We start from the raw sequence: 13,790 nt of genomic DNA, 5'->3' as shown, positions 1-13,790 counted from the left end.
ATAATATTTACCGAATTGATGCGTGAATACTCAGACAAAACTGGCAATTACTGCAATTTTGGTGGTAATTCCACTAAGCTCAATTGCAGTTTATGGAACAAATTTTGAGCAAGATTTCTCAGCCAATTCAAATTCAAAACTACAAGCAATGACATCATTTTATGTTCTTCAGGAATTTGCTGAAAAAATTGGACAAGATAAGGTGGATGTCTCACTTCTTGTTCCAGAAGGAGTAGAACCTCATGATTGGGAGCCAACCATTAAAGATGTTCAAAAAATGCAAGCAGCAGATCTAATAATTATCAACGGAATTGGTTTTGAAAATTGGGTTCATAAATTAGATAAGATGAGTAATCATGTAACAATAGTTGATACAAGTAACGGAATTTCAATTAAATTATTTGATGATGACATGGAACATGGTGATGAACATGGTGATGAACATCATGATTCAGGAGATCCACACATTTGGCTAAATCCTGTTTATGCAAAAATACAAGTTCAAAATATAGCTACGGCTTTTTCAAATTTAGATAACCAAAATCAAAAATTCTATCAATCAAATGCTAATCAATACATCTCTGAATTAGAAAGTCTAGATTCCAAGATAAGAGATGAATTGAAAAGTTGTAACAGTGATTTTATTGCATTTCATGATGCTTTTTCATATTTTGCAGATGAATATGGTTTGACTCAGCATACTATTACATCATCAAATATCTCGCATGGTGAAGTAACTGCAAAAACTTTACAAGAAGTAATATCTACTGCAAAAAAATTTAACATTAAAGTAATTTTCAGTGAAAAAAATATTGATTCAAAAACAACTAATATCATTGCAAATGAAATTGGCGGAAAAGTCTTGGTATTATCTCCTCTAGAAGTTTTCTCGGGAGATTCCTATATTTCTACAATGACACAAAATCTTGAGAATCTAAAGGAGGCATTGTGTTGAAAGTAGTTGAAATTAGTAATCTGACTGTTCAATATCCTGATGTTAAAGCACTTGATGATGTTAGTTTTGAAGTAAATCAAGGCGACTTTTTAGGCATAATTGGTCCTAATGGGGCTGGAAAATCCACCCTCTTTGACTCTATGTTGGGATTAAATACAAAGTATAATGGAACTATCAAATTTTTTGGTGAAGACATTAGAAAATCAAAAGATTATCTTAAAGAAATCGGATATGTCCCACAAAAACCAGTCTTTGAAAAAAATTTCCCAGTAACAGTTACTGATGTTGTCCGAATGGGCTTGCGAAAAGAATCTGACGAAAATAAAATTGATGAAATCTTACAACAACTGTGGATTCATGAACTAAGTGATAGAAGAATTGGTGAGTTATCTGGTGGACAACAACAGCGTGTATTTATTGCAAAAGCCTTGATTACAAAGCCGCAAATTTTAATTTTAGATGAACCTGTTACAGGAATTGATCAACAGAGTATAGATTTATTTTTTAGTATTCTTAAAGAACTAAATTCTAAACAGAAAATTACAATCATTTGGTCATCTCATGATTTAGATGCAGTAAATCAACTTGCAAATCATGTTGCATGTCTTAATAGAACATTATTTTTCCATGGTGAATCTGAAAAATTCTTTTCTAATGATGAACTAGTCAAGCAATATTCTGAAGCATCAATGCAGGAACATATGCATCATCATTAATCATGTCAATAGAAATTCTAACTTTTAGTTTTATGCATAGAGCACTTATCTCAGGAATAGCAATTGCTATTCTTTGTTCTGTTGTTGGCCTATTTTTGGTTTTAAGACGGTACTCTCTGTTTGGTGATGCAATTGCACATTCATCATTTGGTGGAATTGCATTGGGATTACTAGCAGGTGTTTATCCATTATGGACTGCTTATGGTGTTTCAATTGCAAGTGCATTGATAATTACAAAAATCAAAGACCGATACAATATATCGGGGGATGCCTCAATTGCGGTTCTTTTGTCATCAGGCATTGCAGTGGGGCTTGTAATTATTGGTTTATCAGGCGGCTTTACCATTGATATCTTTAGTTTTCTCTTTGGCAGTATTCTTCTTGTAAGTGTAGATGATACTGTACTAATTTTATCACTAACTGGAGTTATTCTAATAGTAATTCTGTTGCTGTATCGTCAACTACTTTATTCCACATTTAATGAAGAACAGGCCAAAGTTAGTGGTATTCCTGTTGAGAAAATAAATTATTTGATTGTGTTTATGGCAGGAATAACTGTAGTTACATCAATACAACTTGTAGGTGTTTTACTAATTTCAGCTTTGTTTGTAATACCTAATGTAACTGCAATTATGTACGGAAAGGGATTCAAACAAACTGCAATAATCTCTATGAGTTTTTCTGTCTTTTCTGTAGTTGTAGGAATTCTACTATCTTACATATTTGATATAACTCCTGCAGGAACTATTGTTTTGCTGGCAATTGGTTTACTTGCAGGTACTATGGGACTAAAATCTTCTGGATTATTATCTAAGAATTAATCAATAGATTTAATCTTCTTTTATCCTGAACACTCTTTACAAAAAATAATGATGTTGCAATAATTCCTAATGCAATTAATGGGGAAGCAATCTCTGTATATTTTAATTCAAAAGTATTACTAGCAAAAACTTGTGTGGCACTAACTGGGATTTCTGTAGTCTTTACTGTAGCAAGCTTGTTTGATTGTTGTTCAACAAACCATACATTGTTGTTTCCATCTGATGTCATAAACTGAACAAAGGATGTCTCACTTGGAACTGGAATCTCTAATAGATTTGTATTGTCTGGATCAAACACTCCAATTTTGTCAACTGTATGTTGTGCAAACCAAATATTTCCATATTTGTCAAATGTCATTCCAAATGGTAATGCATCTTTATCTGGAACTGTGACTCTCTCAAATGTTTCTAAGACTGGATTGAATTTAGTAATGGACAAACCTGTATGCTCTGCAATCCATAAATCCCCATTTTTATCAAAAATCAAAAATTCGGGAGCCTGAAGTGGTTCATCATTTGTAAATTGGGTAATCTTGTTAATATCAGGCTCAATAAATCCAATCTTTCCTGCGCCAGTTGTACTAAACCAAATTTTTCCTTCCTCATCAATTGCTAAGGCAAAAGGCAATGATTGCTTATCGGGAAGAACTATTTCTTCGAACTTGTCAAGAACTGGAATGTATTTTAGAATTCTATCTTTGTTGATTATGGTAATCCAAATATTTCCATCATAATCTGCAAGTAAGAATATTGGAGTATTATCTGAAATTACCGGATCAAGTTTTGGTATGGTTTTTGTAGTTATTTGTTTAGTTTCTGGATCAATAAAACCAATTTGATTTCTTGGAGTATCACTAAACCAAATCTTTCCATTGTGATCTTGTGTTAGAAAAGTTGTAGTCAACCCGTCAAATGAATATGAGGAAAACTCATTCGTATCAAGTGAGAATTCCCATAATCTAGGCGCAGAAGGATCACTTATCCAAATTGAATTTTTTCCATCATACAATGGGAAAAGAGGTTTTGCGTCTTCAGGTAGTTGATATTCTATAATTTGTGTTTGAAGATTTTCTAGTCTAGGCTTTACTGCCACATTGATAATTTTACCCTCATTTGGATTTTCTGTTCTTTGAGCTTCAATTTCTATCTCCCAATCATCGTAGAATCCAAAGGTTAACTCTCCTTGATACTCTACTGGTTTGTCTTCATCATCTTTGATAATCTCCATTGGAACTACAATAGGGAAAATATTTTTTGAAGGATTAGAAATTTTTACTTTAAGTTGGTCATAATCATAAAGTGGTTTATTTTCAAAATCGCTTACTTTTACAACAATTGAATTTTGACCACTTGCAAATGGTAAAATCTCTATCTCAAATTTCGCATTCTCACTATATTCTGTTGTTTTAAATCCAAAACTCTCTTGTGCATCTACCTTTTGAATCTCCCCTGCAGGAAGAGTTCCATTTGAAAGTAAGGCTATTACACCTAGAAGAATTATTCCTAAAGCAGCATCAACTTTGAGTGATCTCTTTATCTTTTTGTGAACTGATATCTTTCCAGAATTGTAGTTTTTCTCTGCAGTTTTTTGTACTTTAAATTGAAAGAATCCTCCTAATCCAACCATTACTGATGCAATTACAATCTTTAGAATTATCAATTGACCATAAACTGATTCAGTAATTACTCCAACATCACTTTCCAAAAACCACAACAATGTAGGACCTGTGATAATTACAACCCCTACTGCAATGATAAATGCAATTGAAAATCTTGGAATTAGTACCAAACTCATCTTCTCTCTATTCTTTTCTTTTAATTGAGAAAATGTTGGTAATAAAATGAAAACAAAATACATAATGCCCCCAATCCATATTCCTGCAACTAAATTGTGCAAATAATCTAAAACAAGTGCTGCATTTTCTCCACTTGCAGCACCATGTCCGATCAAGCTTGAAGTACTAATTAGTGCTAATGTTCCTACTAGCATTGGTATTTGATTTCTCTTTGAAAGTATTTTCTTTCTATCTAAGATAAACCATATTCCAAGTAAAATTATTGTAAGTATCATTCTGATTAACCAAGTATTTCCAAAAGTAGTTTGAATTGCATCTAGAGGAGATGATTCAATTCTAATGGTCTGAACTGCAATCATCAAAATATCCGAAATAAAAACAAGAATCAAGCCTATTCCTGTAATTGACATAAATTTTCCATGATGAAATGACTCTATCTTGTTAATCTCTTCTCTAATTAGCTGCTTGTTTTGTGTTCCCCAAATTAATAATGAGGCAATCACTGCACCCAAAACAATGGTCTGTCCTACAAGACCTGGATATCTAGCACCCGCTTCTGGTAAAAATATCAATTCAGTAGGACTCTCTTTTCCAAGTAAGTCTGAAGAAATTACTACGTCTCCTACTGCAAACAAGAATGCATTAGGAACCAAATGACCATCAACTTTTGATAATACTTTGCTTGTTACAGTGTAAACTCCATCTTGTAATGGTGGAGTTGTTACGATTAGCGATTCTTCTCCTTGATAATATTTTGTGTCTTTGTTATCAATTTGATTTCCATCACTGTCGATAACTTTTAGCGTGCTAAACTCTATCTCAACTGGTTCTGAAAAGAAAACAATAACTTTTGTAGTTCCTGCTGGAGCATTTGATTCTAAACTGGGAATTGTTTCTAGTGTAAATGGATGTGCTGCTGCAAAAGGAATTGAAATTGATGAAAAAATTAGTAAAATTAAAAGAAATTTCATCATTTGATCTTCTGAGCACTAATGATAATTTAAACAGTTTTCATCTATTCGTTATTTGTACCAATTCACGTAAAGATAATAACGTGTAAACTCCATATGGTTATAGTGAAGATAGCACTTTTTGGATTTATTGCAATATTATTCTCAATAGGAATGATTGTACCTTCGTTTGCACATACAACAGTAGAGGTTGATAAATATCACATTGAAGTTGGATGGGGACTTGAACCTCCTGTTGTTGGAATTAGAAATGATATTGTTTTTAAAATAACTGAAGCCGGAGATACTGAAGGATCGCGAAAAGGTGTAACTAGTGCTTTTAAGAATTTAGAGGCTACAGTTGTTTTTGGTGGAGTTACAAAAATAATTGATGTAAGCGGTGATCCAAGACCAGGTTATTATTTTTCACCTATAATTCCAACTAAAACTGGTACATATTTTATGGATTTGAAAGGTGAAATTGCTGGAATTCCCATTGATGTAGAAATTCCAATTGAAGATGTAGAAAGCAAATCTGTTTTAAATTTTCCACCTCAAAGCAGTGAAAGCTCTGGTGATATTGCTGCACTAAAAAATGCAATATCTGGAATACAAAAAGATGTTACACAACTAAAGTCTGGTGAGATGACTGTAACATCTGATGGTGGTGCAGCATACGACTTTGCAATATTTGGTTTATCAATTGCAGCAGCAGCTATAATCTTGGCAATAATTGCTCTAGTAAAAAGAAAATAGAAAAGAGGAATTCCTAAAATCTTGGAACGACTCTAGATTTTGCAGTTACTGCGACAATGCTTATGATTGCAACAGCTAGTATCATCATTGCAATTGTACCAAATTCTGGAACAACGTTTGAGAATACTACTACTTCACCAATTGGTCCTGTCTTAGGATCATTAACACCATAACCTTGGAAGGTAATAGTGATGTTTACTGGATCAGAAGAAGCTAGTGCTGCTGTTTTGTGCATGCCTTTTCCATCGTGATGATGAGCACCTTTGTCATTTAGAACTTCTTTACCATTTTGTTTAACCATAATGTCGTGGTTAACATGTTCTTTAGAATCGAAAGTGATGTTAATTTCCATCATTTCGCCTTTAGTTGGTGCTGAAGTCCAAACTGAAACTTTAGTGCCATCAGATAACATTCCGGTAGCTGCTGCTGGACCTTCCATGTTCACCATTTTACCGTCACCGTTACCTTTTTCAGCTCCTACTTCTTGTACTATGATCAAACCTTGCATCCATGGATGAACCATACAGAAATAAGGAATTTCACCTACTGTCTCTGGAGAATATTCAAATGAATTTCCTGCCATTAACAGTCCTGTATCAAATTCTCCTGTTGGACCGCCTTCTGCAGTACCTGCTGTATAGGTATGAGCTGCAGTGTCAGTATTTGCCATGATTACTTTGCCACCAACATCAACAGTTGCAGTACTTGGAATGTAACATCCATCTGCAGTGTCCTCACATCCTGGAGCTCCAGAACCTGCTGCTGGTACAATTGTAACCTCTGAATGATCTGCGAAAGCAGCTGGTGTCATTGCGACCATACCTGCTGCAATAGCAAATAGTACGAAGAAAGAGCTAATTGCTTTAGTCTTCATTAAACATACTCCCTCTTCGGATACATAAAAACCTCACTGGAAATATCAAAATTAGAATTAATTTTTTCTAAATTGGTACAACTTTACAATTCCAAACACTGGAATTCCAATATACATTCCAATATTTAGTAAAACTATAGAGATTCCATATCCGAGCATTTCTTGCTCTGTATCAATATCTACATAATTTAGTAGAGATAATGATGATAACATTGGGGTTAGAGTCATTTTCATAATTTCTTTGAAAAATGGATTTTCTCTCTCAAAGTCTGCAACACTTGGTGAGAATGAGTAATACAGTTGATTGAATCCTGTCATAAATGCTGCACCTGATTTAGTTTTAAGAACTGTGTTGTCTCTGAGTTCTCTTAATTGTTGAACCCGTGGTGATAATTCAGAGCCAAATGTTGCTGTTGCAATCAAACAACCTCCATTTTCTTCATTTGTTTCATTATTGGGTGGTGTTGGTTGAGCATGTGCTTCACCTACTGCAATATCAAATGAAACTGTTTCAGGTGGAATTGGTTGGAATAATATTCCCTCTACTCCAACATTCATTGAATATACTCCGTCACCACGGTTAAAATCAATTGGAATTTTTACTTCACCTTCTGATGTATGAATTAACTGAGTTGGTCCAAAAACAGTTTCACCATCTTTTGAAACTACAACTGAATAATCAATATGTACTTGTGTTTTTTGTGTTTGAGGATTGATAAAATCAATATTTATTTTTGTTTGAGTATTTGGCTCGATTGGATCATATGTTAATTTAACATCAAGGGTTCCTTTGTCAGTTGACATAGTTTGTGATTCTGCAAAAGCTGGAATTAGTAATAGTGGAATTAATAATAATGCAAAAATAACTTTCATGATTTAATTTTTCGACTCAACAATAAAAATTCTACTCTATTTACTCACAAAAAAAATTATCATGCTTAGAAATGCTATGCCAGCTTTAAATATGGATTTTACTCACTTTATTTATTGTACAACAAGTTTTTCCTGCTAATTGCTATAGCTGGTATTTTTACAATTCCAGCAATTATTCCTGATGCATTTGCACATGGTCTTGGTGGAGATCAAGCAGAACCATTGAGTTTTGGAGGAATGGAAGTTACAGTTCGTACTGATTTGACTCCGTCAGATATCACAATTGGCGATATTGATGATGTAAATATGAAAATTAGATTCTTTGATACATTAACTGACACCACTTTAGAAAAAGTAACTTACAGAATTGAAGTTTGGCGCAGTGGAGAATTGCTAGCACGTAATCTATTCTATGATATGGATGGAAGACTAGATGTAGAAATTCGTCCAAAAGCTGATTGTACAAAGGATGAATTGTGGAAATGCACAATTTATGGTGGTTCTGAGCATGTAAGTGCACCTGGTGCATTATTTGTTCAAGGGGAATCATGTAATGATAATAACTTAGATACTTGTGCACGTCCAACAATTACAGGCCCTATTTTTGACCAAGGTGGATTATATAATATTCGAGTAGATATTGAGGCAGCAACTAGTCCTAAAGTAGTACTTGCAAATCGTCTCAGCTATGATACATTTGTAAGCATTGCACAAGAACAAGACTTTTTTATTCAAACTGCAAATGCTGAAGAAATTCCAATTACTGTAAAAACATACTATGATGAAGTAAAAAACTTTGAATTTGATACTAATGATAACTCCATTAATTTCGACATGCCTTTTGATTGGAATCCAGATTATGTTAATTTAGTTCAAGTAGTACATGAAGAAGTTCGAGTTCCAAAATCATTTGTACCATATGCAGAAGGAAAACAATTCAAAGGATATGTTAATGGAGTTGAAATTGATCAACGAGCTTTACTTAATGATCCATATTCTTATGATGATACAAATGTAATTCATTTTCTAGTAACTAAAAATGAATTACAAAAAATTAATGATTCACTAGGTCCTGCAAATCACGGTAGTGGTATTATGGAATTAAAATTGGTTCCATTAGATGAAGCTTCCAAGAGTTCTACAGAATTCTATCTAGTTGATTCAAAAACCTTTGAGCAAGTTCCAACTACAGTAAATATTTCATGGGATGGAAAATATGGTGCTAATCAAGAAATTCCATTTGAATTTACTTTCTTTAATGAAAACGGTGGATTGATTAAAGATGTCAGATATGGATATGCAGTTTTAGATTCTAATGATAAAGAAATTGCTAGAAATATTGGCACTGATACAGTTAGTCCCGGAATTGTTTCTATTGAAGGACTCGACATTCAAAGAATTTTTGTTCCATCAGAAGGTCAAATTAGAATTGATGTTTGGGTTTATGGAACAGGTTTAGATTATAATCCAAAATATGCAGGTATTGGATCTGCTATAATTGAAGTTGGTCCTGGTAGTATAATGACAACACAAAAAGAGCAAATACCATCATGGATTAAAAACAATGCAGGCTGGTGGGCTGATGGCTCTATAGATGATTCATCCTTTGTTCAAGGAATACAATACTTGATCAAAGAAGGAATAATGAAGATTCCACCAACTACACAAGGTACAGGTTTAGCTTCAAATGAAATACCATCATGGATTAAAAACAATGCAGGCTGGTGGGCTGATGGCTCTATAGATGATTCATCCTTTGTTCAAGGAATACAATACTTGATCAAAGAAGGAATAATGAAGATACAGTCATAGATTTTTAAATAAATTCTGTAAAGAGAAATCATGAAAGACATCAATGATATCATGCCAAAAATTCCTAACATGAGATGGGGAGCTTTGATGAATAAAGCACCAACTAATGATAAAGTTGAAGAAATGAACAAAATCTTTCCAAGTAATGGCAAATGGCACACTGTATTTGAAGAAAAAGATAGAATAACCATTGATGGAAAAGAAGTACGAAAAAAAGATCCAACCAAGTGGACATAGATTGAAATTTTATCTACTAGCTGTAGTTTTGATTTTTTCATTAATGTTTGTAGTAAATCTTGCATATGGACATGGTGTTGGAAGTGAAACATTTCCTCCAGTAGAACTTGATGGAAAACTAGTTACTCTAGAAGTCTCTTCTTCACAAAGTGATCCTGAAACTAATGATGATCAACAAGTCTCAATTTCATTAATTGATTTTGAATCTAAAATTACTCTAAGAGATGTTACATTTTTAATAAAATCAGAGCGTGGTGAAAAATTTCTTTTTGACCGTGAATTCAAAGCTGATAATGGGTTTATAGTTTTTAATTTTGTATCAGAAGATACTGATTCAATTATAGTTGAAGAAGAGAGTGGTAGTAATTTTTTTGGATCATTAATAGGTCTTGAAAGCAGAATGGTTCATGTCAAAGGACCTAAACTTAGTGAGGGTGGTTTATACAAATTTGATATTAAAATACTAACTGCTGATGGGTATTCAAAGAAATTAGAAAAACCTCTTGAATTTAATGCCGGAATTTCTATTGCTCAAACTACAAGGCATAATTTTGTGGATCCTAACTTTGGAGAACAAAATATCAATGTAATTACATACTATGATGAGATTTCAGATTTTAATTATAATCCAAACAAAAAAGAGATCAGCTACTCTATGCCTTTTGACTGGAGCATATCTAACATTAATCAAACATCAGTTGTTCATCAAGAACTAATAATCCCAAAAAACTTTGGTGACTTGTTAGTATCTGGATTTATTATGCATGTTAATGGGATACAATTATCTCAAGACATTGTCAATATTGATGATTTTTTCTCTGATGGAAGAATTGTTCATTTTATTATTTATCAAAAAGAGTTGATGAATGTTTTTGAAAGAAATACCATAGATGGCAAAATGAATTTTGTAATAACACCAGATCAACAAAAAACTCATTTAAGCTCAGTAACTGATAACGGTCAATTTAGAATTCTTGTTTCTTGGGAGCCAGAAGATCTAAAACCAAATGCTAATGCTAAAATTATTTTTGATATTACAGATATCTTCTTGAAAAATAAGCCTATATCTACAAACTATAAATTCACAATTACTCAAAATGACAAAGTAATTTTTGAACAAAACGGAGTTAGCACTGATTCTAAAGATGATCATAATGTAGTTGATGTAATGATTCCTGCAGATATTACTGGAATTGTATATCTTAATTTTGAAAACTTGGATGGAAATGAACGTGCAAGAACTTCCATTCCAATAGTAATTGATAGAGTCACAAGTAATGAAATTATAATTCCTGATTGGATTAGAAATAATGCATTGTGGTGGTCTGATGAACAAATTGATGATGTCACCTTTATTCAAGGAATTGAGTACTTGATTAAAAATAAAATAATTGTAATTCCTGAAACTCAAAAAGAGACAACAGAGTTACAATCAATTCCACCATGGATTAAAAACAATGCAGGCTGGTGGGCAGACGGTCAAATTGATGATGAAACATTTGTTCAGGGACTGGAATTTTTAATACAAAAAGGAATTATTCGTGTATGAAGGGTGATTGTTTGAAAATTGAACAAAATTACTTGAAAAGTAAATATCTGGATTTGAAAATATTATCAATTCATTCTAGAAATATTCCAACTACAATTATCTTACTTGGATTTTTCTTTATTTCTTTTTTGGTTTCAGAAACATTTGCAGATGTTTATGTTCCTTTACACGAATATCTTGGATACTTTGATGCCAATGGAATCTATACTGTAGTTGGAAATGTTAAAAATCAAAATGACTTTGCAGTAATTCCAATCATTACTGTAAATGTAATTGACGATTCACAAACAATCTCAAAAACCATTCAACATGTTCCGTTGGCATCTGGTAAAGAAATTCCATTTAAGATAAAATTTCCTGAACTGCAGGGAAATACACCCATATTGGAAAATCCAAGAATAACATATCAAAAAACTATAACAAATGATATTCCAATTCAAGTACTTTATGATGAAACTCTGATTAAGCATAAAGATGGACACATCACTGGAAGAATTCAAAATACTGGAGATAATACAATATTCTATCCAAAAATCTATGCGGTAGTACATGGATATGAAAATGTTCTAGATATTGCCCAGAACATTGAATTTATTGAAAAAATTGAACCTAATGAAATAATTGATTTCTTAATGTATCCTGATCCTGCAATTATAGATGATGTGTTCTACTATAGCTGTTTTGCACCAGTTGATACTACTGTAATTCCAGTAACTGCCAAGAAAAATGATGGATACTTTGATTTTAGATATGATTCTGGGGCTTGGTATTCAGCAGCCAAATTTAGTGATGATGGTACTACACTAACCATGCGTGGATACAACAGCTATCCACTTGATACTTATGCAAACTTTGAGTTTCCACCAATCTCTGGCCAAGAAAAATTTGAAGTAACAATTAATGATAAACCAATAGAGTTTATCCAAAGTATAGATGAGATGGGTCAGTGGCATGTAGCCTTTAATGTTGGACCTCAATCTCAAGGAATTTTAAAAATTACAGGATTTGAGAAGGGATTACCACCAAATATTTCTGATATTCCACAATTTATCAAAACCAATGCTCAATGGTGGGCAACAAATCAAATCTCAGACTCAGAATTTCTAGAAGGCATTGATTTTTTGTTTGAAAAACAAATCATTTCTCTTCCACAGCAGAAAATTGTTTCAGAATCTCAATGGACAATTCCACAATGGGTAAAAATTACTTCTCAATGGTGGAGTGAGGACAAAATCTCAGATGATGAGTTTCTAAATATGATTGAAAATCTTGTTAAAAGAAATATTCTTGTAATTTAATTGGTAGATTTGACTAATGACCATGTTATAATGAATAACTAATACGAAGAATCTTAATTTTTAACCTCTTTTTTATTTTTTTTAAAATAATCTTATTATACAAATTTCATTCTAGCTAAATGAGCAATGCTTCCATTAAGAGATGAAAATCCACACCCACCAGGATTCAAACCAAAAGTAACTATTGGATTAATGATAATTAATGTTACAATATTTTTGTATGAAATTGCTTTTACTGGGCAATTCTGGGAATTTTCTAATACACAAGCTGCGTTGATGTTTTTTGAGTGGGGTGCAGTTCCAAGCTGCATTACTGGCTTTTCATCTATGATTCAACCAGGAATCTCATGTCCTGACACTCCGTATTTTTCATTACTTAGTTCAATGTTCATGCATGGTGGTCTGATGCATTTGGGAGGTAACATGTTGTTTTTGTGGATTTTCGGTGATAACATTGAACTAAAGTTTGGTAAAGCAAAATTTCTTTTAATTTATCTTGCATGGGGAGCTGGTGCAGGGTTAGCTCACATTGTAATTGATCCAACAAGTTCTATCCCTGCAGTTGGCGCATCAGGAGCAATATCTGGAGTACTTGGAGCATACTTGGCAATATTCCCTAGAGTTCGAATTACCACTTTTCTTATGTTAGGCTTTTTCTGGAGAATGATGCATATTCAGGCAAAATGGTTCTTGCCATTTTGGTTGGTCTTCCAAAATCTATTGCCATTTTTCATTGGTGGCTTTGGTGTTGCAGGAGGCGGTGTAGCATATATGGCACACATTGGAGGATTTGCAATTGGATTTGCAACAGGATATCTATACAAAAAAACACACAGTTCTGAATATACATACGGTACAAGATATGGATACAGACCAGATTATTGAAAGAATAAATCACTGAGCCTGTTTGATTTTCTTATGCCATTGATTACAGTATCGATGTATCCTGGAAGAACACAGGAACAAAAAGATGAGTATGCAAAAGCAATTACAGAATCAGCAGTTAAGATTCTAAATACAAAAGAGAGTCACGTTATTGTTGTTTTTGAAGACAATCCAAAAGAGAACTGGTTCTTAGCTGGAAAACAATTGTAGAGTAGAATATCTACATCTAGTTTTTTATTATTTTGATAAAGAAGATTGGGCTAAAGTG

13 protein-coding genes are annotated in these 13,790 nt (G+C 33.0%); 10 read left to right on the top strand and 3 right to left on the bottom strand.

The annotated features are described in order from the left end of the window. Positions 1–22 precede the first annotated feature (22 nt). From ACX119_RS09865 to ACX119_RS09855, 3 genes are read left to right on the top strand one after another with little or no spacing between them, the layout of a single operon-like run. Positions 23–955, top strand: coding sequence for a metal ABC transporter solute-binding protein, Zn/Mn family (locus ACX119_RS09865; protein ID WP_459351066.1), 933 nt, complete (start codon positions 23–25; stop codon positions 953–955). Then, positions 949–1,671, top strand: a complete 723-nt coding sequence (locus ACX119_RS09860) for a metal ABC transporter ATP-binding protein (protein ID WP_459351065.1) — start codon at positions 949–951, stop codon at positions 1,669–1,671. Before ACX119_RS09865 ends, ACX119_RS09860 begins: the two co-directional genes overlap by 7 nt. A gap of 32 nt (positions 1,672–1,703) precedes the next feature. Beyond that, positions 1,704–2,492 (top strand): metal ABC transporter permease, encoded by a 789-nt coding sequence (locus ACX119_RS09855; protein ID WP_459352033.1) that lies wholly within the window; start codon positions 1,704–1,706, stop codon positions 2,490–2,492. Here ACX119_RS09855 and ACX119_RS09850 read toward each other — a convergent pair. Continuing rightward, positions 2,482–5,262 carry a copper resistance CopC/CopD family protein gene (locus ACX119_RS09850; protein WP_459351064.1) on the bottom strand — a complete coding sequence of 927 codons (2,781 nt, stop codon included), beginning with the start codon at positions 5,260–5,262 and terminating at the stop codon, positions 2,482–2,484. The genes ACX119_RS09855 and ACX119_RS09850 overlap by 11 nt on opposite strands. Positions 5,263–5,355: 93 nt before the next feature. Here ACX119_RS09850 and ACX119_RS09845 point away from each other — a divergent pair, with 93 nt between their 5' ends. Beyond that, positions 5,356–5,994 (top strand): hypothetical protein, encoded by a 639-nt coding sequence (locus tag ACX119_RS09845; RefSeq protein WP_459351063.1) that lies wholly within the window; start codon positions 5,356–5,358, stop codon positions 5,992–5,994. Positions 5,995–6,007: 13 nt separating this feature from the next. Here ACX119_RS09845 and ACX119_RS09840 read toward each other — a convergent pair whose 3' ends face one another. Further along, positions 6,008–6,868 carry a PEFG-CTERM sorting domain-containing protein gene (locus ACX119_RS09840; RefSeq protein WP_459351062.1) on the bottom strand — a complete coding sequence of 287 codons (861 nt, stop codon included), beginning with the start codon at positions 6,866–6,868 and terminating at the stop codon, positions 6,008–6,010. Between the two features lie 57 nt (positions 6,869–6,925). Beyond that, entirely contained in the window at positions 6,926–7,741 is an 816-nt protein-coding gene (locus ACX119_RS09835; RefSeq protein WP_459351061.1) for a CFI-box-CTERM domain-containing protein, read from the bottom strand. 114 nt (positions 7,742–7,855) lie between these two features. Between ACX119_RS09835 and ACX119_RS09830 the strand changes: the two genes are divergently transcribed. The 6 genes from ACX119_RS09830 to ACX119_RS09805 all read left to right on the top strand — a co-directional run bounded on the left by ACX119_RS09830 (position 7,856) and on the right by ACX119_RS09805 (position 13,732). Continuing rightward, positions 7,856–9,553 (top strand): peptidase, encoded by a 1,698-nt coding sequence (locus ACX119_RS09830; RefSeq protein WP_459351060.1) that lies wholly within the window; start codon positions 7,856–7,858, stop codon positions 9,551–9,553. Positions 9,554–9,583: 30 nt separating this feature from the next. After that, positions 9,584–9,790: a hypothetical protein gene (locus ACX119_RS09825; RefSeq protein WP_297594429.1), complete on the top strand. Its 207-nt coding sequence runs from the start codon at positions 9,584–9,586 to the stop codon at positions 9,788–9,790. Next, complete coding sequence (locus ACX119_RS09820; protein WP_459351059.1) at positions 9,747–11,339, top strand: peptidase; 1,593 nt, start codon at positions 9,747–9,749, stop codon at positions 11,337–11,339. Before ACX119_RS09825 ends, ACX119_RS09820 begins: the two co-directional genes overlap by 44 nt. An 11-nt stretch (positions 11,340–11,350) precedes the next feature. After that, positions 11,351–12,637 carry a peptidase gene (locus tag ACX119_RS09815; RefSeq protein WP_459351058.1) on the top strand — a complete coding sequence of 429 codons (1,287 nt, stop codon included), beginning with the start codon at positions 11,351–11,353 and terminating at the stop codon, positions 12,635–12,637. 126 nt (positions 12,638–12,763) lie between these two features. Next, positions 12,764–13,522 carry a rhomboid family intramembrane serine protease gene (locus tag ACX119_RS09810; protein ID WP_459351057.1) on the top strand — a complete coding sequence of 253 codons (759 nt, stop codon included), beginning with the start codon at positions 12,764–12,766 and terminating at the stop codon, positions 13,520–13,522. Between the two features lie 33 nt (positions 13,523–13,555). Beyond that, positions 13,556–13,732 carry a tautomerase family protein gene (locus tag ACX119_RS09805; protein ID WP_297594436.1) on the top strand — a complete coding sequence of 59 codons (177 nt, stop codon included), beginning with the start codon at positions 13,556–13,558 and terminating at the stop codon, positions 13,730–13,732. Positions 13,733–13,790: the final 58 nt, after the last annotated feature.

It is taken from the genome of Nitrosopumilus sp. S4, from assembly GCF_054515835.1.
The sequence above is the reverse complement of the archived record's forward strand: the minus strand, read 5'-3'. Positions and strand labels throughout refer to the sequence as shown.